Source organism: Bradyrhizobium paxllaeri, assembly GCF_001693515.2.
Taxonomy (GTDB): Bacteria; Pseudomonadota; Alphaproteobacteria; order Rhizobiales; family Xanthobacteraceae; genus Bradyrhizobium; species Bradyrhizobium paxllaeri.
In genome coordinates this window covers 2,832,705-2,854,031 of record NZ_CP042968.1, presented here as the reverse complement: position 1 = coordinate 2,854,031, position 21,327 = coordinate 2,832,705, and the positions used below count along the sequence as shown (strand labels likewise).

The window sequence follows — 21,327 nt, the reverse complement described above, 5'->3', positions numbered from 1 at the left end:
TTCGACGGTGGGTCGAAGGAAAGGTGGTCATGTGGTTTTCTAGGTTTGCCGCGGGCTTCGCGGCGTTATTTGGCCTGTTTGGCCTTCCCGTAGAGGCGATCGCCCAGTCGGGTCCGCAGAAACTTCCAGAGGTCGTTGTCGAACCCAAGCCGTCGGCCAGGCCGACCAGGCCCGCTCGCCGAACGGACAATGCCGCGCGCACGAGACAGGCGGTGCCGGCAAGGCCCGATTCCGCGCCCCCGCAGCCGTCCGAATTGGTGATCACGCCAGACCGAACGCCGGAGCCGCTCAGCCGCACAGGAAGCGCCGTTAGCGTCGTCAACAAGGAGACGATCGCAACTGCCAATCCGGGGTCCCTGGTCGACGCCTTGCGAACTGTTCCGGGCCTCGACATCACCGAAAGCGGCGGCCCCGGCGCGACGACGAACATCCGGATGCGCGGCGCCAACACCGGTCAGACTCTGGTGATGATAGATGGCATTCGGGTCAACGATCCAACCGCGGCCAGCGGCGATTTCGACTTCGCGATGCTGACGCCGAGCTCGATCGAGCGAATCGAGGTGTTGAAGGGGCCGCAAAGCGCGCTCTACGGCTCGGACGCGATCGGCGGTGTCGTCAACATCATCACCAGGAAAGGCGGCGGCCCCGCCCAATTCAACGTCCGCACCGAGGGCGGAAGCTATGGCACCGCCGCCAGCAGCGGATCGGTGACCGGCTCCGCCGGTCCGTGGTCATACGCTGTTGCCGGAGGCGGACAACACAGCAACGGCTTCTCGCGTTTTGGTTATCGCATCCCCTCACTCGAAGCCAAGTATGGCCCGCTCGAGCGCGACGGATTCGATCGCGTCGGCGGTTCAGCGCGCATCGGCTATGATGCCGGAGAAGGTGTGCGGCTGGAATCCGGAATTCTCTCCTCGTTCACGCGATCGGCCTATGACGCGGCGACCGGCGCATTTCCGGATACGCCTTCGAGTGCCACTCGTCTGCTCCAGCAGGTCTGGGGACGCGCCTCGTTCGATACGCTCGACGGAATCCTGACCCATAGCTTCAACGTGTTCGAGACCCACATCGACCGCTCCTTCAACGAGGTGAGCTACAAGATCAACAAACTGCCGCAGAACACGACATCGACCATTTCCGATTACATCGGCAACAGCGTGGGCGCCGAATACCAGGGCAATTTGAAAATGGGGCCGCTGGGATCGCTTATTTTTGGCCCCAGAACACAACACGAAACCGCAAACACCTATGCTACCAAGCTGCTTCCGATTCCAGGGCCGCAGACGCCGCAGCTCAAGGAAACGCAAGATACCCATTCGGTGTTTGCGCTGTGGCAATTGCCGATCGGCGAGCGGCTGAACATCAGCCTTGGCGGACGGGTCGACGACGTCATCGACGTCGCCCGTTTCGAGACCTGGCGCGCGACCGCGGCCTACACGATTGCCGAAACCGGCACCAAGCTTCGTGCCAGCGCCGGCACCGGCGCCAAAGCCCCCACCCTGTATCAGCTCTACGCGCCAATTTACGGCAACAGTTCACTCAGCCCCGAGCAGAGCTTCGGATATGACGCCGGAATAGACCAAACCCTGTTCAACGGCAGACTGACACTGTCGGTCACAGCGTTCGCCAACAAATTTTCCAACCTGATCGAATTTTCGATCGATGCCGCCAATCCCCTTGGGCACTATGTCAACGTCACCCGCGCCGAGACCTCCGGCATCGAATTCGGGTCGGATCTCGTTATCCTGCCCGGATATCTGAAGCTGAAGACCGCCTACACCCATCTGCGTGCCGTCGATCTCAGGACCAATCTCACATTGCAACGCCGTCCATCCGACGTGGCCCGGTTTGCACTGGCCATTACGCCCACGGACAAATGGCTCATTGAGCCGCGCGTGCTCACGGTCTCCAAACGCTACAGCGGCGCCAACGAAACCAACCTGCTCGATCCCTATACCCGGGTCGATCTCTATACCGAATACAGGATCGATCCCGTCTGGAAGGTTTTCGCGCGGGGCGAAAATATCCTGAACGAGCATTACCAGGAGGTGTTCAACTTCGGCACCACGGGGCCTGCGGTCTATGCCGGAGTTAACGCGACATGGTGAGCCAATCCGCAACGAAGCCGTCATACGCCGCCACGGTCGGTCTTGTCGTACTGGTCGTGCTGCTGGCGCTGGTCTCGCTTGGAACGGGGCCTGTCAGGCTTTCGCCGTCCACCGTCATCGATGCCTTGTTCGGCGGAGGCACTGGCGCGCAGGAGACAATCATTCGGGAAATTCGCCTGCCGCGCGCCATCCTCGCATCGGCGATCGGCGCCGTGCTCGGATTGTCCGGTGCGGCGCTGCAAGGCCTGCTGCGTAATCCATTGGCGTCGCCGTCGCTGTTCGGTGCGCCACAATCGGCGGCTTTCGGAGCGGTTCTGATGATCGCGCTGGGATGGGCGGACGTGCGTTCCTATGCGCTGCCGGTGGCCGGCATTACCATGGCGTTTGTGTCGGTGTTCGTCCTGCTCAGCATCGCCGGCCGTAACGCCGGATTGCTGCTGCTGATTTTGGCGGGGTTAGCGATCTCCAGCCTCGCGGGAGCGGCAACCTCTTTAGTCATGAACCTGTCACCCAACCCGTTCGCCAGCCTGGAAATTGCGTTCTGGCTGCTTGGCTCCCTGGAGGATCGCAGTTTTCGCCACGTTATGCTGGCTTTGCCGTTCATTGCGGCTGGCGCCATCCTGCTGTGGAGTCAACGCAGCGCCTTTCGCGCGCTCAGCCTTGGAGAGGAGACCGCGCAGAGCCTTGGCATCGATGTGACACGGGTGCGGCTCCTGGTCATCACCGGCGTCGCGCTGGGCGTCGGCGGCGCGGTCGCCGTCTCCGGTACCATCGGCTTCATCGGCCTTGTCGCACCACACTTGATGCGGCCGGTGGTCGGCTATGACCCGGCGCGATTGCTGCTGCCGAGCGCACTGACCGGCGCCGCACTCCTGACCGCGGCCGACATTGCCGTGCGGATCATTCCCTCGAACACCGATATCAAGGTTGGCGTTCTCACCTCTATCATCGGCGTGCCGTTCTTTCTCTATCTGATCGTGCGTGAGCGTCGGGCGTTAGCCGGAGGGGTTGCATGAACCGCGCACCTCTCAGGGTTGACAGCCTTGGCGTGACCCTGTCCGGCCGCGCCGTGCTGAAGGACGTCTCGCTGTCATTTTCAAGCCGGCACCTCGTGGCGCTGGTTGGTCCGAACGGGGCCGGCAAGACCACGCTGTTGCGGGCGCTCGCTGGATTGGTGCAGTCGACGGGCATCGTCGAGGTCGGCGGCGACCTGTTGTCGTCGCTGCCGTTGCGCGAGCGCGCCAGGCGTTTTGGTTATCTTCCGCAGGGGCATGTCGTGCACTGGCCCCTGCAGGTAAGAGATATCGTCGCGCTCGGGCGTTACCCACGTGGTGCCACCGATCCGGCACGCCTTTCACCTGATGATGAAATTGCCATAACGCGCGCGATGCAGGCGACCGACATCATGACGCTCGCAGCGCGTCGCGTCACCGAGCTCTCGGGAGGCGAACGTGGCCGCGTCGCGCTTGCCAGGGTGCTGGCGGGCGAGACGCCCATCCTGCTCGCAGATGAGCCGACGGCTTCCCTCGATCCGCGTTTCCAGATCGACGTGATGAAGAACCTTCGCAGCACGGCCGACCGCGGCGTTCTGGTGATCGTGGTCACCCACGACCTCGCGCTCGCTGCCCGGTTCGCCGACACCATTCTTGTGCTGTCGAACGGCCGCCTCGTCGCGCAAGGCACGCCGGAGCAGGCGTTATCCGAAGCCGTCATGGCCGATGTGTTCAAGGTGACGGCCTATCGCGCCAACTACCAACGCGAACAGGTGATCGTGCCATGGGCTGGTGTATGAGCGATGGATTGGCTACTCGCCCCCGGCGAAGGCAGCGGACAGGCGATCGAGACCAGCCTCATCGGGTGGGAGGCCAAATCGAAGCAGGTCCTCATGTCGTTCAAAGCAGCGGCACCAGATATGTTGCCGGGCCAACCTAGCATGCCTTTTCAGAGCATCCCGATGACGCGCAAGACGGAACAGCGACGTACTGCCCGCGACTTCGAATCCGGCCTTCACCAGGACATCATCGAGTCTGTCCGCCTGGCGCTTCAACCTGTCGCGCGTGCCCTCGGCCCATTGCCGATCGGCAAGCGCAAGCGCTCCGATATGCAATGCCGGACCGGAGCAAGACCACGGGCCCAGCGCGGCGACGATGCGTTGCACGATGTCGGGCGCACCAATGGCGAAGCCGAGCCGCAATCCGGCAAGGCCGTAGAACTTGCCGAACGAGCGCAGGATCACAATCGGCGGTCCTTTGCAAACTGCGACGGCGCTGACGCTAGGTTCAACGTCGGCGAACGCCTCGTCCAGAACGAGCCAGCCGCCACGATCGCCCAACCGGGCAGCGAGCCGGACAATCGCGTCGGGGCTGACGACACGTCCATCGGGATTGTTCGGATTCACGATCACGGCGTGGCGCACGCCTTCGGGCAGCTTGCCGGGATCATCCCATGCGACGACCTCGTGCCCCGCGGACTGCCACGTCAACGCATGCTCGCCATAGGTCGGTCCCATGATCGCGACCGGTCCAGGGGCAGCCAGCCTTGGCATCCATTGGATCAGCGCCTGCGTTCCCGGGGCGATTGCGATCTCGACACCGCCGGGCACCCGATAGGCTGCGCGCGCGGCCGCGATGAGGTGGTCCTGGTCGGCCCGCGAGGGCAAGCGCTGCCAAACAGCGGATGGCAGCTCGGGCGGTATCGGCCATGGCCAAGGGTTGATCCCCGTCGACAGATCGAGCCATTGCTGCGGCGTGCCGCCATGGCGCGCCATCGCCTCCGTGAGATCGCCTCCATGTACTATCGACAACAAATGCCAATGCCTCGATCAACGCGCGCAACGATTTGCAACATGCTCCTCGCGGTGACGATGTTTATGGCAATCGGCCCACAAAATAAAGCTTCCGCCGCCGAACTTCCGCGCATCGCGTCGATCAATCTCTGTACCGATCAATTGCTGGTGGCGCTTGCCGATCCTGCGCAAATTCTCGGTCTCAGCCCCTATGCGCGTGATCCCGTTCGCTCCTGGGATGCCGCCAAGGCCGCGCAATTTCCTCCATTGTCTGGAGGTGCCGAGGATGTGCTGATCTTGAATCCGGATGTCGTGGTGTCCGGCCGCTTCACCAAGCGCGCCACGCGCGAATTATTGAAGGAGAAGGGCATTCGCGTCGTCGAATTCGATGTTGCCCGGTCCCTTGACGATGTGAAGAAGCATATCCGACAGATGGGAGAGCTGGTGCAACATCCGGATCGGGCGGCGCGCGAGATCAGCAAGCTTGATGCGGCGGTCGCCCATGTCCGGGAGGTCGCATCGCGCAAATCCTACCGGGTGCTGGCGGTATCGAGACGCGGTTGGGTCGCCGGCAGCGATAGCTTGACAACATCGCTGCTCAGGACCGTCGGCCTGAATAACGCCGCGGGCGAGCTCGGCAACAAAACGGGAGGCCTCGCCTCGCTGGAGGCTATCGTCAGTCTGAAGCCGGACTTTCTTCTGGTTTCCAGCAACAGCGATTTTGCCCGGGACGAAGGCGGGGCGTTCCTGCTCCATCCCGCGCTCGAGCGTTTCTATCCCGCGACGAAACGTATCGTGATCCCGGAAAAGCTGACCGTTTGCGGCGGGCTTACATTGATCGATGCGCTGGAGCGCCTCGCCTCCGAACTCGAACGCGTGACGCGCTGATGTTGATCTGGGGTGACACGCTCTTCGTCGTCATCGCAGCCCTGGCGTTCGACGCCATCATCGGCGATCCCGATTGGCTGTGGCGGCGGTTGCCGCATCCGGTAACCTGGTTCGGGTCCCTGATCGCCCTGCTGGACCGCCTGTTCAATCGCGACGCATCGCCGCCATTGCTGCGCAAGATTTCCGGCATTGCCACCGTCGCCGTGCTGGTCGCAATTGCCGGGGTTGCCGGTTTCTTTCTCACCGAGATGATGAGGTTCGTCACGGGCGGCAATGTGATACTTGCCCTCGTCGCATCGATCTTCATCGCGCAGCGCAGCCTCTACCAGCACGTCAGTCGGGTACGCTTGGCTTTCGTATCCGACGGGCTCACTGGCGCCCGCATCGCGGTTTCGATGATTGTGGGACGAGATCCCGATCAACTCGATGAAGCCGCAGTAAGCCGCGCGGCGATAGAATCAACCGCGGAGAACTTTTCGGACGGCATCGTCGCGCCGGTATTCTGGCTGGCGCTGTTGGGACTGCCCGGACTCCTCGCCTACAAGGCCATCAACACGGCGGATTCGATGATCGGCCACCGCTCGGAACGCTATCGGTGGTTCGGCTGGGCCGCAGCGCGGCTCGATGACTTCGTCAATCTGGTTCCGGCCAGGTTGTCCGGACCGTTGATCGCCGTCGTTGCCCCGGTAGCGAACGGATCGGCTGCGACGTCATTCCGGGTGATGGTCCGGGATGCGGCCCATCACCGGTCGCCGAATGCCGGCTGGCCGGAAAGCGCGATGGCCGGCGCGCTCGGGATCGCGCTCGCCGGGCCGCGCCGCTACGCCGAAGGTCTCGTCAACGACCCCTTTCTCAACGCCGGTGCGCGCGAGGCGGCGATGCCTGACGATATTGGGCGCGCGCTGAAATTGTTCGTCGCAGCCTGCCTGCTGCAGGCGGCGATCTATACCGCGCTCGCGCTGCTGCTCTGACGGCTATGGGCAATCTTCAGGATCTGATCGATGTCCAGATGCATTTCCAGATGATCGGCCTGCGCGTCAAGCGCCGCTTCGACCTGCGCCTCATAGGCGAGACTTGACGCGATCCCCAGATTCGCCAGCCACTTCTTGCGAAAGGTATCGCCGGTGAACAGGCCGTGGACATAGGTCCCCTCCACGCGCCTGTCAGGGGACATCGCGCCATCCGGTCGGCCGTTGATCATGATCAGCGGTCGCTCGCAATCACGGCCCTCGCTGCGGCCGAGATGGATTTCGTAGCCCTCGACATTGGCGCTGCTGGTGCAATGGGTGCCCCGGACAAGCGTGGTCGATTTGTCGGCACTCATCACGGTCGCGATATCGAGCAAACCAAGGCCCTCGACAATGCCGGGCGCGCCGTCGACGCCTTCGGGATCGGCGATCGTCTTGCCGAGCATCTGATAGCCGCCGCACAGTCCGAGCACGCGACCGCCACGACGGACATGCGCCTTGATGTCGATGTCCCACCCCTGCGCGCGCAGAAACGCGAGGTCACCTATCGTTGACTTGCTGCCGGGCAGGATGATCACGTCGGCATTGCCGGGGATCGCTTCGCCCGGCCGGACGAAGATCAGCTTCACGCCGGGCTCCATGCCCAGGGGATCAAGGTCGTCAAAATTGGCAATTCTGGCGAGTACCGGCACCGCGATAACACGCGTGGATGACGATGCGTTGATACGGTCGAGATCAACAGCATCTTCGGCCGGCAGCCAGGCCGCCTGCGGCAACCATGGTACGACGCCGAGCGACGGCCAGCCGGTCAGGCGCGTCACCGCAACGCGACCCTGATCGAACAGATTTACATTGCCGCGAAACTTGTTGATGATGAAACCCCTGATACGCGCCCGCTCCTCGGGCTCGAGCACAAGATGCGTTCCGGCGAGACTCGCGATCACCCCACCACGATCGATATCGCCGACGAGCACCACGGGAACGTTGGCTGCCGACGCGAATCCCATATTGGCGATGTCGCCGGCTCGCAGGTTGATCTCCGCGGGGCTGCCGGCGCCTTCCACCAGAACAAGGTCGGCGTGATCGGCGAGAAGCGAGAAGCTCTCCAGCACCGCGGGAAGCAATGCCGCCTTTTTATCGAGAAAGCTCCTCGCACGAAGCGTACCCCAGCGTTTGCCTTGAACGATGATTTGGGCACCGGTATCGGTCTCCGGCTTCAGAAGCACCGGGTTCATATGCACGCGCGGCGGCATCCGCGCGGCGCGGGCCTGCACCGCCTGCGCCCGCCCGATCTCGCCACCATCCACCGCGACGGCAGCATTGTTTGACATGTTCTGCGGCTTGAACGGCGCCACCTTCAGGCCACGCCGTACCAGCGCCCGCGCCAGACCGGCCACAATCGTCGACTTTCCGGCATTGGAGCCGGTTGCCTGGATCATCAACGCGGGTGTGCGCGTGTTCATCAGAACTCGATACCTTTCTGGCCCTTGATCCCGGCGCGAAATGGATGCTTGACCAGCGTCATTTCGGTGACGAGGTCGGCCATCTCGATCAGCGCCGGCTTGGCGTTGCGGCCGGTAATGACGACGTGCTTGTCCGCCGGCTTTTCGTCGCGGAGGAATTTCAGGACTGCTTCGAGATCGAGATAGTCATAACGCAGCACAATGTTGAGCTCGTCCAGCAGCACCAGCCGATGGCGGTCGTCGCGGATCATCTCCTTGGCGCGCTCCCAGCCCGCGGAGGCGGCCGCGATGTCCCGCTCGCGATCCTGTGTGAGCCAGGTGAAGCCCTCTCCCATGATGTGGAGCGTCACCAGATCCGGGAACGTTCTCAGAAGCTGCGCTTCGCCGGTGTTCCACTCCGGCGATTTGGTGAACTGTACGATACCCACGGGAAGGCCGTGGCCGATATGGCGAAAGACCATGCCCAGCGCCGCTGAGGTTTTTCCCTTTCCAGCGCCGGTATGGACGATCAGCAAGCCTTTTTCGTCGGTCTTGGTCGCCATGATCTTGTCGCGCGCCGCCTTGTGCTTTTGCGCCTTTTCCTTGTGACGGGCGTTTTCAGCATCATGATCGTGCAGTTCATTTGAAGGATCGTTCATGCAATTTCCCGTTGCTGGTTCGGCAGAAGTTCGGCGATCAGATCACGAGCGCGATTGGAACGCGGCGTCCACAACCCGCGGCGGATCGCCTCGGCAAAGCGCGCGGCGGTTTCACGCAAAGCTGCAGGATTGGAATCGCGCATGAACTCACGGACGCCCTCGTCCTCGAGGTAGGATACGAACAGTTGATCAAAATGATGATTGGCGACGGCATTGGTCGAGGCGGCGAAGCCAAACAGATAATCCACGGTAGCGGCGATTTCGAACGCGCCCTTGTAGCCGTGGCGCATCACACCGCGAATCCATTTCGGGTTTGCGGCGCGGCCACGCACCACGCGGGAGATTTCGTGGGACAACGGCCGCGCCAGCGGCGCCTCGGGTCGAGACGTATCGATATGGGCGATGCGCGGTGCGGTGCCGCGCAGGGTCTGCACGGTGGCCGCGAGGCCACCCATGAACTGGTAATAGTCGTCGGAGTCGAGAATGTCGTGTTCGCGATTATCTTGCGCTTGCGCGATGAGGTCGGTGTCCTTGAGCCTGTCAGCGAAATCGTTGCGCGCGGCTTCACCCTCGGTCCCACTGCCGTAGGCGTAGCCACCCCACGAGAGATAAACGTTGGCGATGTCGGATCGCGTGTCCCAACCGCCCTCGTCCATCAGCGCCTGCAAACCTGCGCCATAGGCGCCGGGCTTTGAGCCGAAGACGCGGTAGCCCGCTTGCCGCTCGGCGGCGGCACCGTCGAGGCCGGCGGCTTCGAGCGCAAGCTTTTTTGCGCGAACATTCGCGGCAATTGGATTTGCCTCGGCCGGCTCGTCCAACAGCGAAATCGCCCGGATGGCCGACCCAATGATGTCCATCTGGGTCGGAAACGCGTCCCGGAACAGGCCCGATACGCGGAAGGTGACATCGACGCGCGGACGCTGCAGCTCGGATAGCGGCGTGATCGCAAAGCCGGTCACCCGGCCGGAGGTCTCCTCCCATAGCGGGCGCGCGCCGATCAGCGCCAGCACCTGGGCGACGTCATCGCCGCCGGTGCGCATATTCGAGGTACCCCAGGCCGATAATGCGATCGAACGCGGCCACTCGCCGGCTTCCTGCCAATGGGCTTCGACCAGCCGCTCGGCTGAAAGCCGGCCGATGCGCCATGCCGACGGCGTCGGCACCGCACGAACATCGACAGCAAAGAAATTTCGACCGGTCGGCAACACATCGGGCCGCCCACGCGTCGGAGCGCCGGAAGGACCGGGCCGAATGAAACGGCCATCGAGCCCCGCAAGGAGTGCCGCCATCTCGGCATCCCCGCAGCGGTCGATGGCCGGGCACAAGACAGTATCGATCCAGTTCAACACTGCACCCGTGGTCGTCCATGCCGGATCGATATCGCGCTTGCCGGCAACCAGGGCCAACGCCAGCGCTTCGATGCGCTCCACCGTGTCGCCGACCGTGCGCCATAAACCATTTCCAAGCCCGGCGAGTACATTCGGACGCGCGCCGGCATAATCATCAGCCAGATTTCGCATCAGCGGATCGAAATCGCCGAGGCCGAGATCGGTCGCCAGCGCGCGGTGCAGCGAGGCATCCTGCATTTTCAAATCCGAGCGCGGCAGCCGGGCAATCGAAACCAGCAGGTCGTTACGTTGCGATCTTGAGGGCGCGCGACCGAACACATGCAGGCCATCGCGGATCTGCATCTCCTTGAGGTCGCACAAATGCGCATCGAGCGCACGCAGCGCCTCCGCCGTCGGGGTGTCCCTGTTGACATTGACGTCGGCATCCAGCCGTTGGGCCCGTGCCAGCGACAGGATGTCCTCGGCAATGGCATTGGCACGCTTGGGATCGAGATCGGCGGCAAGCGTGAATTCATCGACCAGCGTCTCCAGCCGCGCCAGATCATCGTGCAGCTCGGCGCGCGTCATCGGCGGCGTCAGGTGATCGACGATCACGGCGCCGGCACGGCGCTTGGCCTGGATACCTTCGCCGGGGTCGTTGACGATGAACGGATAGAGATGTGGCAACCGACCCAGCACGGCTTCCGGCAGGCAATCCTGCGACAGGCCGGTGCTCTTGCCCGGAAGCCATTCGAGATTGCCATGCTTGCCGAGATGAACGACCGCGTGCGCGTCGAATGCCTGCCTGATCCATAAATAGAACGCGAGATAGTGATGCGGCGGCGCCAGATCCGGATCGTGATAGCTGCTTTTCGGATCGATATTGTAACCGCGCGCGGGCTGAACACCGACTATGATATTGCCGAACCGATGCAGGCCAAGGCGAAACGCGCCATCGACGACATGCGGATCCCGTTCGGCGCGGCCCCATCGCCCCTCAACCGCGCGCCTGACAGTGTCCGGCAACGCCGCCGAGGCCGCGTAGTAGTCCGCCAGCGACCATGTCACGCCGAGTGCGCGCGTGGCGCGCTCCTCCAGCGCATTGGTAGGCCCCTGCTGCAGCAGTTGCATCATGGTTTCAGCGTCGACAGGCGCTTCCGCGGTATCGTACCCTGCCCTTTCCAAAGCCCTGAGAACGTCGATCAGGCTTTGCGGCGTATCCAGGCCGACGCCGTTGGCCAGCCGGCCATCGCGGTTCGGATAGTTGGCCAGAATCAGCGCTACCCGGCGTTCGGCTGCCACTTCACGGCGCAGCCGCACCCAGGCCAGCGCCAGATCGGCGGTCGCATCCATCCGATCCGGGACCGGACGAAACGCTGTCGGCGCAAATTCGCCTATGCTGTCACTGCGTTCCTTGAAAGCGATGACGTTCGCGAAGATGCGGCCATCGACTTCGGGCAACACGACATGCATGGCGAGATCTCGTGGCGCCAGGCCCCGCGTCGAAGCCTCCCAGGCGGCCCGGGATATGCCGGCCTGCGCCACCTGCAGGACCGGGCAACCTGACGCCGCCAGCACGCCGGCATCGTCGTTCGCGGTCGCCGTCGCAAACGCCGTTGCATTGATGATGATGTCGGGCGGATAGGCGGCCATCGCAGTCTGCAAAAATGCTGCCGACCGTCCGTCTTTCAGGCTGGTGACGAACAGGCAGACCGTATTGAGCCCGCGCGCATTGAGCGCCTCGCGCAGCATGTCGATGCCGGCGGTGTCGCCACCGGCCACCAGCGCGCGATAGAACACGACGATTGCATTGGGGCGATCGGAACGCGGCGGCTCACCGCCCCAAAATCCCGCTGGAGGCATCGGCCGCGCCTGCGGCGGCGCCTCACCTCTGCCGATCAGGTGCGCCGCGAAGCGAAGCGCGAGTTGGGCATTTTCGACGCCGCCTTCAGTGCAATAACGCCATAACGCGTAGGTGCTATCGCGATCCAGCGTCCCGCGCGCGGCCAGCGACGCATTCCAATCCAGCTCGCCGGGAATACAGGCGAACAGCGAACCTCGACGCAAGGCGTCGCTCCGCAGGCTTTCGACGCCGTGCGGCCAGTAGCTTTCGCCCCCCAGCATGCGCAGCACGACGATTTTTGCCTCGCTCAGCGTACGCTCGACAAAGGCATCCACAGACGCGGGATGACCCAGCGCCAACAGGTTGGTCAGCCGCACCGTCGGAAAGCCGTCCGGCATCGCTGCATGGGCGATGCCAAATGCGGCGAGATCGCTGTCCGCCGCAGACAGCACGACGATGTCGGCGGTAGCTTGTCCGAGATCGCGCGCGACATCGCCATCGTCGATGCCGCCTGAGGTGTCGAGCTTGAGGTGCATCTGGCTCTCGCGAACTACTCCACCAACGCCCGCCGTACGGCGGTCCCGTCAAATCCCTTGAGCCCGATCACGACGAGCCGCTCGGCTTGCTTCGCGTCCGGCCGGCCGAACACCAGATCGACGCGGCTCCCGACCGCCTGCACCACCACGGGCGCGACCTTGTCCGAGACCCGCGCATGGCCCTTGACGCGCAACACACCCTCGAGACCGAGCGCGTCGCTGATCCGAGCCCGCATCTCGTCGACGCTGAGCGCGATCGACGGCTTGACGACGATGCTGTCGAAATCGTCGTGATCGTGTTCTTCTTCCTCGCCGTGATGACCGGCGCGGGCCGCCATGTCTTCCTCGGCGCCGGCGTTCATTCCGATCAACACCGCGGGCGCCAATGTGCCCGTCGAACGCACGATATTGACTCCCGGGCGGAGCGCAGCCTTCAACCGTGTTTCAATATCGGCAAGCGCCACGGATGACACCAGGTCGCTCTTCGAGAGCACGACAAGGTCGGCACAGGCCAGTTGATCTTCAAACACCTCCTCGATCGGGTCGTCATGATCGATCGAGTCGTCCGCGGCACGCTGGTCTGCGACCGCGTCCTCATCGAGCGTAACCCAACCTTCCGAAAGCGCCAGCGCATCGACGACGGTAACGACACCGTCAACCGTGGCGCGCGTTTTCACCGCCGGCCATGCGAATGCCTTCAGCAGGGGTTGCGGCAACGCCAGGCCTGAAGTCTCGATGACAATGGCATCGAGCGGCTTGTCGCGCCCCAACAGCAGTTCCATTGTCGGAATGAAGTCATCCGCCACCGTGCAGCAGATGCAGCCATTGGTAAGTTCGATGACGTCACCCGGCGCGCAGGCGTTCGCTGCGCATTCTTCCACGAGGCCGCCGTCGAAACCAGCGTCACCGAATTCATTGACGACGACGGCGATGCGGCGTCCATCCGCCTGGGTCAGCAGCGAGCGCAGCAAGGTGGTCTTACCAGCGCCAAGAAACCCAGTCAGCACGGTAACCGGAACACGCAACATATTTTCACTCTCCTTGAGATTAGCGCTTGAGCCAGAGCGGAAGTCCGGCTGCCATGAACACAACTTGCGGAACGGCTGCGGCGACGGCCTGGTTCAGTCGCCCCTGCGCATCGCGAAACGCCCGGCCGAGCGGCGTTTCCGGCACCAGCCCAAGACCGACTTCGTTCGAGACAAAAATGACGGGATGCTTTGCGACGTCGAGAAATTGCGTCAAACGGCGGGCTTCGACCTCTAGATCGCGCCCGGCGAACATCAGGTTTGACAGCCACAGAGTGAGACAGTCTACCAGCACGACGCGATTGCGCGTCGCCTCGCGCATCAACGCGTCGACCAGCGCCAGCGGCTCTTCAATGGTGATCCAGCCCTCGCCGCGGCGGGCGCGATGCAACGCAATCCGGCTCTTCATCTCCTCGTCGCCGGCGGTAGCCGTCGCGACATAGACCTTCGCCAGCGTGCTGGCGCTTACGAGCGATTCGGCAAACGCGGATTTGCCGGAGCGGGCGCCACCCAGCACCAAGGTAGTAGCCAGACCCGTCATTTCGGTGCGCGTCCGTCGTCCGGTGACCAACGGATGGGAGGCACCCGTGCCACCATGCCCTTTCGCAGCACCTCGGCGCGTTCCCGCCAGGGGACCAGACCGAAATCGGCTTTTTGGTAGGATTGCACGAAAGATACCAGCGCCGCCGTGCCGCTTTCGGTCTGCAGATCGCCAAACAGGAATGTGTATCCGTCGGGACTCGTGACCGCTACCGTCGCCGGGCGCTTGCAAACGCTGAGGCATTGCACCGCGCGGACGGCAACGTTGGCGTCGTCCTTCCCGATCGCGGCTTGCACCGCGGCGTACATCTCCGGGCCGACCACAGCACCGCCATCCGCAGTCTTGCAGGTGATGCAAACACTCACGACGACGGGCCCGTCAGGCAGGTTGGCCTGCGGCTGTTCGATCAAGGCTTGACCAGCGGGTTGAGTAGCGCTGTCGCGATCCATCATCTGCTCGTATCATGGCCTTGCGGCCGCGAGCTTTGTTGGGTCGCGCGCGACGGCAAACGGCGCCATCGGGCTCGCTCCCGTCCGGTGCACCCCGCCCAGACGCCTCCAAAGCACAGTTCGTGATGGCAGGTCTCCTGGCTCGCGAGTCACTGCCCGTAGCCGCCTTCCCGGGATTTCCCAGTGGCACCGGCGCGGGCTCGTCGCTTACAGTTGCGGGGGCAGCGCCGGCGTTGAGGTTTCTCGCACCGGCTTCCCTTTTCACCTTCCTGGCGGAAGGACCATCGCCGATGACGCTAACCGCCGAAGATGCTCCGGTCAACGGCGGTTGACCCGTCCGCAGAGTTGCGTCAGGTACCGCATTGACAAGAAAGAACCTGATGTCCAACGCCGCCGCCGAAACTTTCCAAAGTATAATCAAATACTTGCGGATGTGCCTTGCGCACGGATCGACCGCAGGGCGAAGCCGCCGCGATCGCAGGCATATTCGTCCGTCGCAAGCGGCGCTCGGTGATCGGCGCGTAGAATGATAGCTGCCCCTCCTCCGCGCGGTCTCATGATAGCTGCTCCTCGATCCGGCAGCGGCAAGACTACTTTGACGATCGGACTTCTCCGGGCTTTCCGAAGACGTGGAGTTCGCGTGGCCGGCGCAAAATGCGGACCGGACTATATCGACGCGGCCTTTCATGGTGCAGCTTGCGGCCAGCCTGGCGTCAGTCTCGATAGCTGGGCGATGAAACCTGGCCTTATCGCACAGCTTGCAACCGAAGCTGCGAAGGACAGCGATCTGCTGATCTGTGAAGCGTCCATGGGCTTGTTCGATGGCGTTCCCGTTCAACCCGGTCGAAGCGGCTCATCCGCGGATGTGGCTGCTGCGCTCGACCTTCCCGTGGTGCTCGTGCTCGATGTCAGCGCGCAATCGCAATCTGCGGGCGCAATCGCAAAGGGGTTTATGACCTTTGATGAACGGGTGAAGATCGCGGGCATCGTTCTGAACCGCGTTGCCAGTGAAAGGCATCTTCGCCTGGTAAGTGATGGAATTTCCAGACTTGCGATTCCCATCCTGGGCAGCCTGCCAAAATCCGACGGCATGGCGTTGCCGGAGCGCCATTTGGGATTGGTACAGGCCGGCGAAACTCCGGAGCTGGAAAGCAAACTGGACGCGATGGCGGAGTTCGTGGCCCAACACGTGCAGATGGACGAGCTCTTCGGATGCGCGGAAGAATTTCTTCCCTCGCAGACCGGCACATACGCGGCAGCGCTGCAGCCGCCGGGACAGCGCATCGCGATCGCTCACGACGAGGCGTTTTCTTTTACATATCGTCACATCCTGGATGGATGGCGTAACAGCGGCGCGGAAATACAAACATTCTCGCCGCTCGCTGATGAGCTTCCGCCAGCTGACTGCGATATTTGCTGGCTGCCGGGGGGATATCCGGAGCTTCACGCCGCGCAAATTGCATCGGCGAGCCGTTTTCTTGAGGGGCTGCGACACTTCGCGGCCACCAAGCCCGTTCACGGCGAATGCGGCGGCTACATGATCCTGGGCGAAACCCTGACCGACGCGGCGGGAACAACCTATCCAATGGCGGGACTTCTCGGCGTTCAAACGAGCTTGTCCAAACCGAAAATGCATCTCGGCTACAGGGAAGCGCGCCTTGCAGCCTCCGGGTGTCTCGGGCCCGCGGGAACGAAGCTGAAGGGACATGAATTCCATTATGCTGAGGTCACTGCTCATGGCGCGGACGAGCCGTTCGCCTTTGTCGCCGACGCTTACGGCAGCGATTTCGCGCCCACGGGAAGCCGCCGTGGCCAGGTGACCGGCAGCTTCTTTCACATCATCGCGGAATCCTGATGCCCCACCCTGACCAGCAAAGCACAGCAAGCCGCGAGCCACTCGCCGGTGCAAACCTTTCGACGTCGATTCCGCCGGTTTTCGATGAACTATTTCAGGCGCAATTTGCGCAGCTTGTCGCGTGGCGCCGTGACGTGAGACGCTTCCGCGCTGACACGGTCAAGGCAGAGACGATCGATGCCTTGCTGGACCTCATGCAACTTGCTCCCTCTGTCGGCAACAGCCAACCCTGGAGATGGGTGAACGTCGAAAGCAAAGACGCAAGAGACAAAATCCGGGAGGACTTCGCGCGTTGCAACGCGGAGGCGCTTGCCTCTTATGAAGCGGACCATGCAATCGCTTACGCACGGCTTAAACTGGAAGGGCTGCAGGTCGCGCCCGTGCAGTTTGCCGTGTTTTGCGATCAGAGCACGGATCAAGGGGCTAATCTCGGGCGCCGCACCATGCCGCTGACGCTCGAATATTCGGTCGCTGCAATGCTCGCGACGTTCTGGCTTGCGGCCCGGTCTGTTGGGCTTGGAGTCGGCTGGGTTTCAATCCTTGACCCGGCGCATGTTGCAAAAGCCTTGCAAGTTCCCGAGGACTGGAAATTCATGGCCTATCTGTGTGTCGGGTGGCCGGAAGAAGAACACATCGATCCAGAACTCGTCAGGCATGGCTGGCAGGATCGCACAGCCGCGGGACGGACTGTCATTACGCGATGAAGGGGTAAATGCCTGCCGCAGTCTGCTCCAACTGCGGCAAAATGCGTCGGCAATCGCGAATCTTGACGTTGCATGATATGCTCGATTCCACGACGGCGAGATTGCTGAACGCCGCCGGAGGCCGGACTCAGCCGTTTCGCGGATGGCGAGGGCTAGCATGCACTTCAAGTTGGCGATCCTGACGGTGCTGGCTCAACGCCCCGACGGGCGTGCGACACTTGAGGAAGTCACGCGCGAGGTTGCAGTCCTTGTCGCGAACGAAGATCAGGCCCAGGCGACGGAAGAGTTCTCACCACTTGGCGATATCGACATCGTTCAGTCCGGTCTGGTGATCCTGGAAAGTCACGAACTACAGATCACTGATGCCGGCCGCTCGCTATTGAGCACGCTGGAAGCCGGTAACGCGCCTTGCATTCCCGATCGCGCCGCGGATGCGCCTGCTTTCCTGACGCGGAGTGCTCGCTTCGGGTTGCAACCGCCCACGCGAGACGCTCCACGCCGCCTCCTCAAGGCAATCGCCGCAAGGCTCGAGCGGCTGAGCGGCATCTGGCGCGGTCATCTGGTGCGGGATGCACCGAATACAACGGCTCCGCGCAGAACTGCGGGAATTGGCGTCGGAGCCTTTGCGCTCCTGACCCTGCTCGTCATTGTAATCTGCGCCGGCGCGGTGGTGGCATTCACTCAAATCAAATCCCTGAAAACTGAAATTGCCTCGCTCCAAAAGGAACTGCTTTCCTCAAGGGAACGGCTGGCGAGATTTGATCTGGCAGAGAAAACCAGGGAGGCGGAGATCAAGGCTGCCGCCGAAAAGAGCAAGGCCCTGGCGCAAAATCTGTCCCAGCAGCCGTCGCTCGCGTTTTCGCGCGAAGAAGTTCAGTTGATCCGTGAATACATCAAGCCGGCGCCGTTTACGGGCCCGGCGGCAGCAGCCGTTAACGTCGGCGATCCCGTTACGGGAGGGACAATCCCGCTGCCGTCATCGCTAACGGAGAAGGTGCCCAAATTGGTCGGCGCACGATTCGCCATCCGAAACGGGGCGATCATCATCGTTAAGCGAGACAGTCAAAAGGCCGACGCGGTGTTGCCGCCCTACTAGATCGTCTAAATTCTTAAAAGTGACCGGCAAGGTCTATGGCTGATTATTCGGCGGCCTTTCAATGAATCGCCGGCTGCCGTTGAGAAGCTCAAGGTTATTGGCAATCACCGGGTTGGTCGGATCGAGCGAATAAGCCTTCTCGAACTTTCGCCGCGCCGCATTCAGATTACCGCGCAGCATGTACGAATATCCCTGATCATTGAGGACTTGAACGGTTTCGCCGCCCAGCCGGATCGCTTGCGCATACGCCTGATCGGCGAGATCAAAGCGACGTATCCGATCATAGCTCGCCGCGAGCCCAATCCAGGCCGTCACGTCCTTCGGCGATTTCTCGACAGCATCCCTGAAATAGCGATTGGCGATTCCGTAGCTGCCGCGGTTGAAATGCTCCAGCCCCAGTCGCACCGGCTCATCCGAAGGATAATATTTGACGTCGGTCGGCTCCTGTACGGGGTCTCCGCCTGGCGGATCCACGGGCGCCACGATCGCGGCCTCCCTGACCGTGTAGTCACACCCGCCAAGGACTATCCCCGACCAGCAGCAGGCCAGCACTAAAATCAGACGCCGCATAAACCTTCGTCCCCCGCGCGGCCCAGCAGACTCACTGCACCGTTCGTAAAAAATCACCGCTAACTTTACTTACCAAAACCAGTTACCTATTCGCCGCGCCACCAACCGGCACTGATACGCCAGCAGTCGATCCAGCCCCCAATCCTTCTATGTTGACGTTCTGGGTTGGGGCAGTCCGCACGCCCATTTGTTTCGTCGCATCGCCAATGTCGGGAAGCTGATCCACCGGCTGTTTCGTGTTGCCATAGCGTGTCACGGCGGCGCCCACGCGCCGGGCGTCGTACGCGATCCTGCGATCGCCGACATTTCGCGGCCACGGATGGATAGTATGGGTGACGGCGTTGACCTGCTTGGCATCGCCGGCTGTCATCGTGACGGTGTCGGAACGCTGGAAGTAGCGGTCCACTTCGTCATGACCGTACAGTCCGTAACATCCCCCGAGCAGGATGGGCGCGAACAGAGCCAGATACCTGATGGTCATCTCTCGCTTCCTCCTCAGTTGAGCGTCTTCACGACCGGCTGGTTTGCAACGGGGGCCGGTACCGGAATCGTCGCGGTGACCTCGGGCGCGATGATGTGACCATAAGGTCCCTTAACCTCGCCACCTGAATTGACGTAGTCGTTGTAGCGCTTGCGCACTTCCATCTGGCCATTGAGGAAGAAGTCGACATCGTTGGCCGGCAGCCGCGAGTCGAGCGGCGACGCCAGTGCCTGGCCGGGGGCCGCCGGCGCGACCAGTCGCGGCGTCACGATAATGACGAGGTCCGTTTCCTGCTGCTGGTAAGACGAGCTGCGGAACAGCGTTCCGAGCACCGGCACCGAGCCAATCCAGGGCAGTTGAGAAACATCCTGCCGGTTGCGGGTCTGCAGCAAGCCGGCGATGGCAAAACTCTGGCCGTCGCGCAACTCGACCGTGGTGCGTGCATCACGCCGCGATAGTGCCGGGATGGTCGTTCCCGCGATCGTCACAGCATTCTGGAAATCAAGTTCGCTGACCGTTGGCTCAACCCGAAGGTTGATCACGCCGCGAGAGAGAACGGTGGGCACGAAGGCCAATTCGACACCGAACTTCTTGAATTCGATAGTAACAGTCGGCAATGCGCCCGCGATCGCCGTGGAGGCGACTGGCACTGGAAATTCACCGCCGGCCAGGAAGCGCGCGGCATCGCCCGATAGCGCCATTAAGTTGGGCTCCGCCAACCGGCGCAAGAGGCCCTTGGTTTCCAGTGCAGACACCAGCAGGTCGACCGAGGCGCCGCTGCTCGTTCTCAGTACGCTGGTGAGTAGGTTACCAAACGGCACAGCTCCACTGGCCAGCGTACCTACGGTTCCAAGCAAGGGTAAGGTCCCTGCAGGTGGCCCCACATTTGGTTGTGGTACGCGACCACTGCCGGGGACTATTGCGCCATTGACGGTACTTCTACTGCCGAGACCGGAATTTGCGAGGTTCGAGCCACTCGCATTGCCCGCATAAAGGTTCATGCCGAGGTCGCGGCCCGCCTCGCGATTGACCTCGAGAAACCGCACCTCCAGCATCACCTGTTGCGGCGCCGCGACGCTCATCGCGTTGACGACGACGCCCCCTTTCGCAACGGTGCTGGTGGCGATCGCCATCGCTCGCTCCGCCGTAACCGCGTCGGTCGCGGTTCCACTTAGCACCACCTGCCCCTCGGAGGCCGAGACGCGAATTCCCCGCATGCCGGTGCTGGTCCGGATGTTCTGCTGAAGATTTCCGGTATCGATCGCGACCTCGACATCGAGGATGCCAATCTGCCTCATCGACGAATCGAACAGGATGACGTTGGTGGTGCCGGTCTGCTTGCCCTGAATGTAGATCAGGTGATCGCTCAAGGACTTCACGTCGACGATGTCGGGCGAGCCCGCGACAATCGTTGAAAAAGGCGTATCGACCCTGAAGGTGCGCGACTTGTTGACGGTGACCTTGACGCGCTGGACGTCGCTCATTTCGCTGACGAAGACGCCGCCGCCGGAACTCCGCCGCTCTGCAGCCCCCGCCTGGTCAGCGGAATCAAACAAGGCAAGCGCAGCGCCAAGAACTATTGCGCTCGAGGCGAAAAGCCTCCCTCGCGCGCCACCAAAAACGCGACCGCCCCTCATTCGATCCCCCTCGCCGCAATCCACTTCCGTTCCCGTAAATTTACGGCATCGGCGTCCCAAAACTCTCCCGGCACACCAGGTCGTAGAGCTTACAAGCTGTTCCAATATAAATCGTTACGCCCGAATTCCTTGTCCTTGTGCACACCGGCCTCACGCCACAAACTCAGCGCCGCCTCACAGAGGCCAAGTCTTCGCCGCGAATGCGGCACTAAAATCATCATCCCCTCATCTGCATCGTTGGCAAGGAGAGACCTCTATCGGCCTGTGCAACAACGGAGAAAACTTTTGAATGTTGCCAAGGCACCACTGCTATGCCCGCTTGCGTGCATTGCGGTTCCCCTAACTCCCTACCTCTCTGCTCTCGACAGCTAGCCTTGCCAAAGGTTCCCCGACCGATGCGGGCACATCGTTC

Annotated in this window: 18 protein-coding genes and 1 riboswitch; of the genes, 8 read left to right on the top strand and 10 right to left on the bottom strand. The window is 62.4% G+C overall.

Going from position 1 to position 21,327, the window contains the following annotated elements; genetic code table 11:
* The first annotated feature begins 29 nt into the window (after positions 1–29).
* Genes LMTR21_RS13380 through LMTR21_RS13370 form a run of 3 tightly spaced genes read left to right on the top strand, consistent with a single transcriptional unit; the run spans position 30 to position 3,900 of the window.
* Positions 30–2,108 (top strand): TonB-dependent receptor plug domain-containing protein, encoded by a 2,079-nt coding sequence (locus LMTR21_RS13380; protein WP_065750030.1) that lies wholly within the window; start codon positions 30–32, stop codon positions 2,106–2,108.
* A complete protein-coding gene (locus LMTR21_RS13375) occupies positions 2,102–3,124 on the top strand; it encodes a FecCD family ABC transporter permease (protein ID WP_065750029.1) in 1,023 nt (340 codons plus the stop codon). The genes LMTR21_RS13380 and LMTR21_RS13375 overlap by 7 nt, the downstream gene beginning before the upstream one ends.
* Positions 3,121–3,900 carry an ABC transporter ATP-binding protein gene (locus tag LMTR21_RS13370; protein WP_065750028.1) on the top strand — a complete coding sequence of 260 codons (780 nt, stop codon included), beginning with the start codon at positions 3,121–3,123 and terminating at the stop codon, positions 3,898–3,900. Before LMTR21_RS13375 ends, LMTR21_RS13370 begins: the two co-directional genes overlap by 4 nt.
* Positions 3,901–3,912: 12 nt before the next feature.
* Here the strand turns inward: LMTR21_RS13370 and cobD are convergent, their stop codons facing one another.
* Positions 3,913–4,875: a threonine-phosphate decarboxylase CobD gene (cobD, locus tag LMTR21_RS13365; protein ID WP_347339174.1), complete on the bottom strand. Its 963-nt coding sequence runs from the start codon at positions 4,873–4,875 to the stop codon at positions 3,913–3,915.
* On the opposite strand from cobD, the gene LMTR21_RS13360 reads away from it, so the two are divergent.
* Both LMTR21_RS13360 and cbiB read left to right on the top strand, forming a co-directional pair.
* Positions 4,864–5,781, top strand: a complete 918-nt coding sequence (locus LMTR21_RS13360) for an ABC transporter substrate-binding protein (protein WP_347339173.1) — start codon at positions 4,864–4,866, stop codon at positions 5,779–5,781. The two genes, cobD and LMTR21_RS13360, sit on opposite strands and share 12 nt — an antisense overlap.
* A complete protein-coding gene (gene cbiB, locus LMTR21_RS13355) occupies positions 5,781–6,752 on the top strand; it encodes an adenosylcobinamide-phosphate synthase CbiB (RefSeq protein WP_065750027.1) in 972 nt (323 codons plus the stop codon). The genes LMTR21_RS13360 and cbiB overlap by 1 nt, the downstream gene beginning before the upstream one ends.
* On the opposite strand, the gene LMTR21_RS13350 is transcribed toward cbiB, so the two are convergent.
* The 6 genes from LMTR21_RS13350 to LMTR21_RS13325 are packed head-to-tail and all read right to left on the bottom strand — an operon-like array spanning position 6,725 to position 14,572.
* Positions 6,725–8,212, bottom strand: coding sequence for a cobyric acid synthase (locus LMTR21_RS13350; RefSeq protein ID WP_065750026.1), 1,488 nt, complete (start codon positions 8,210–8,212; stop codon positions 6,725–6,727). The genes cbiB and LMTR21_RS13350 overlap by 28 nt on opposite strands.
* Positions 8,212–8,850, bottom strand: coding sequence for a cob(I)yrinic acid a,c-diamide adenosyltransferase (gene cobO, locus LMTR21_RS13345; protein ID WP_065750025.1), 639 nt, complete (start codon positions 8,848–8,850; stop codon positions 8,212–8,214). The genes LMTR21_RS13350 and cobO overlap by 1 nt, the downstream gene beginning before the upstream one ends.
* Positions 8,847–12,557: a cobaltochelatase subunit CobN gene (cobN, locus tag LMTR21_RS13340; protein WP_065750024.1), complete on the bottom strand. Its 3,711-nt coding sequence runs from the start codon at positions 12,555–12,557 to the stop codon at positions 8,847–8,849. The genes cobO and cobN overlap by 4 nt, the downstream gene beginning before the upstream one ends.
* 14 nt (positions 12,558–12,571) lie before the next feature.
* On the bottom strand, positions 12,572–13,585 hold the full coding sequence (gene cobW / locus LMTR21_RS13335; RefSeq protein ID WP_065750023.1) for a cobalamin biosynthesis protein CobW: 1,014 nt from the start codon (positions 13,583–13,585) through the stop codon (positions 12,572–12,574).
* A 19-nt stretch (positions 13,586–13,604) separates the two neighbouring features.
* Positions 13,605–14,123: a bifunctional adenosylcobinamide kinase/adenosylcobinamide-phosphate guanylyltransferase gene (gene cobU, locus LMTR21_RS13330; protein ID WP_065750022.1), complete on the bottom strand. Its 519-nt coding sequence runs from the start codon at positions 14,121–14,123 to the stop codon at positions 13,605–13,607.
* The gene (locus tag LMTR21_RS13325; RefSeq protein WP_065750360.1) at positions 14,120–14,572 is read right to left on the bottom strand and encodes a DUF1636 domain-containing protein; all 453 of its coding nucleotides are present in this window, start codon (positions 14,570–14,572) and stop codon (positions 14,120–14,122) included. The genes cobU and LMTR21_RS13325 overlap by 4 nt, the downstream gene beginning before the upstream one ends.
* A gap of 110 nt (positions 14,573–14,682) precedes the next feature.
* Positions 14,683–14,873, bottom strand: a riboswitch (cobalamin riboswitch).
* 225 nt (positions 14,874–15,098) lie between these two features.
* On the opposite strand from LMTR21_RS13325, the gene LMTR21_RS13320 reads away from it, so the two are divergent.
* The 3 genes from LMTR21_RS13320 (at position 15,099) to LMTR21_RS13310 (ending at position 18,227) form a co-directional block, all read left to right on the top strand.
* Positions 15,099–16,427, top strand: coding sequence for a cobyrinic acid a,c-diamide synthase CobB (locus LMTR21_RS13320; RefSeq protein ID WP_065750021.1), 1,329 nt, complete (start codon positions 15,099–15,101; stop codon positions 16,425–16,427).
* Positions 16,427–17,131: a 5,6-dimethylbenzimidazole synthase gene (bluB, locus tag LMTR21_RS13315; protein WP_084030341.1), complete on the top strand. Its 705-nt coding sequence runs from the start codon at positions 16,427–16,429 to the stop codon at positions 17,129–17,131. Before LMTR21_RS13320 ends, bluB begins: the two co-directional genes overlap by 1 nt.
* 157 nt (positions 17,132–17,288) lie before the next feature.
* Positions 17,289–18,227, top strand: a complete 939-nt coding sequence (locus LMTR21_RS13310) for a hypothetical protein (RefSeq protein WP_141688024.1) — start codon at positions 17,289–17,291, stop codon at positions 18,225–18,227.
* Between the two features lie 33 nt (positions 18,228–18,260).
* Here the strand turns inward: LMTR21_RS13310 and LMTR21_RS13305 are convergent, their stop codons facing one another.
* The 3 genes from LMTR21_RS13305 to LMTR21_RS13295 all read right to left on the bottom strand — a co-directional run bounded on the left by LMTR21_RS13305 (position 18,261) and on the right by LMTR21_RS13295 (position 20,915).
* The gene (locus LMTR21_RS13305) at positions 18,261–18,797 is read right to left on the bottom strand and encodes a tetratricopeptide repeat protein (protein WP_065750020.1); all 537 of its coding nucleotides are present in this window, start codon (positions 18,795–18,797) and stop codon (positions 18,261–18,263) included.
* A gap of 82 nt (positions 18,798–18,879) precedes the next feature.
* The gene (locus LMTR21_RS13300) at positions 18,880–19,278 is read right to left on the bottom strand and encodes a hypothetical protein (protein ID WP_065750019.1); all 399 of its coding nucleotides are present in this window, start codon (positions 19,276–19,278) and stop codon (positions 18,880–18,882) included.
* Positions 19,279–19,292: 14 nt separating this feature from the next.
* Positions 19,293–20,915 (bottom strand): type II and III secretion system protein family protein, encoded by a 1,623-nt coding sequence (locus tag LMTR21_RS13295; protein ID WP_065750018.1) that lies wholly within the window; start codon positions 20,913–20,915, stop codon positions 19,293–19,295.
* Between the last annotated feature and the right edge of the window lie 412 nt (positions 20,916–21,327).

Excerpts from the sequence above, each read along its gene's own strand:
- LMTR21_RS13380 (WP_065750030.1), top strand. The coding sequence starts at position 30 with ATGTGGTTTTCTAGGTTTGCCGCGGGCTTCGCGGCGTTATTTGGCCTG.
- LMTR21_RS13375 (WP_065750029.1), top strand. The coding sequence starts at position 2,102 with ATGGTGAGCCAATCCGCAACGAAGCCGTCATACGCCGCCACGGTCGGT.
- LMTR21_RS13370 (WP_065750028.1), top strand. The coding sequence starts at position 3,121 with ATGAACCGCGCACCTCTCAGGGTTGACAGCCTTGGCGTGACCCTGTCC.
- LMTR21_RS13360 (WP_347339173.1), top strand. The coding sequence starts at position 4,864 with ATGGCGCGCCATCGCCTCCGTGAGATCGCCTCCATGTACTATCGACAA.
- cobD (WP_347339174.1), bottom strand. The coding sequence starts at position 4,875 with ATGGCGCGCCATGGCGGCACGCCGCAGCAATGGCTCGATCTGTCGACG.
- cbiB (WP_065750027.1), top strand. The coding sequence starts at position 5,781 with ATGTTGATCTGGGGTGACACGCTCTTCGTCGTCATCGCAGCCCTGGCG.
- LMTR21_RS13350 (WP_065750026.1), bottom strand. The coding sequence starts at position 8,212 with ATGAACACGCGCACACCCGCGTTGATGATCCAGGCAACCGGCTCCAAT.
- cobO (WP_065750025.1), bottom strand. The coding sequence starts at position 8,850 with ATGAACGATCCTTCAAATGAACTGCACGATCATGATGCTGAAAACGCC.
- cobN (WP_065750024.1), bottom strand. The coding sequence starts at position 12,557 with ATGCACCTCAAGCTCGACACCTCAGGCGGCATCGACGATGGCGATGTC.
- cobW (WP_065750023.1), bottom strand. The coding sequence starts at position 13,585 with ATGTTGCGTGTTCCGGTTACCGTGCTGACTGGGTTTCTTGGCGCTGGT.
- cobU (WP_065750022.1), bottom strand. The coding sequence starts at position 14,123 with ATGACGGGTCTGGCTACTACCTTGGTGCTGGGTGGCGCCCGCTCCGGC.
- LMTR21_RS13325 (WP_065750360.1), bottom strand. The coding sequence starts at position 14,572 with ATGGATCGCGACAGCGCTACTCAACCCGCTGGTCAAGCCTTGATCGAA.
- LMTR21_RS13320 (WP_065750021.1), top strand. The coding sequence starts at position 15,099 with ATGATAGCTGCCCCTCCTCCGCGCGGTCTCATGATAGCTGCTCCTCGA.
- bluB (WP_084030341.1), top strand. The coding sequence starts at position 16,427 with ATGCCCCACCCTGACCAGCAAAGCACAGCAAGCCGCGAGCCACTCGCC.
- LMTR21_RS13310 (WP_141688024.1), top strand. The coding sequence starts at position 17,289 with ATGCACTTCAAGTTGGCGATCCTGACGGTGCTGGCTCAACGCCCCGAC.
- LMTR21_RS13305 (WP_065750020.1), bottom strand. The coding sequence starts at position 18,797 with ATGCGGCGTCTGATTTTAGTGCTGGCCTGCTGCTGGTCGGGGATAGTC.
- LMTR21_RS13300 (WP_065750019.1), bottom strand. The coding sequence starts at position 19,278 with ATGACCATCAGGTATCTGGCTCTGTTCGCGCCCATCCTGCTCGGGGGA.
- LMTR21_RS13295 (WP_065750018.1), bottom strand. The coding sequence starts at position 20,915 with ATGAGGGGCGGTCGCGTTTTTGGTGGCGCGCGAGGGAGGCTTTTCGCC.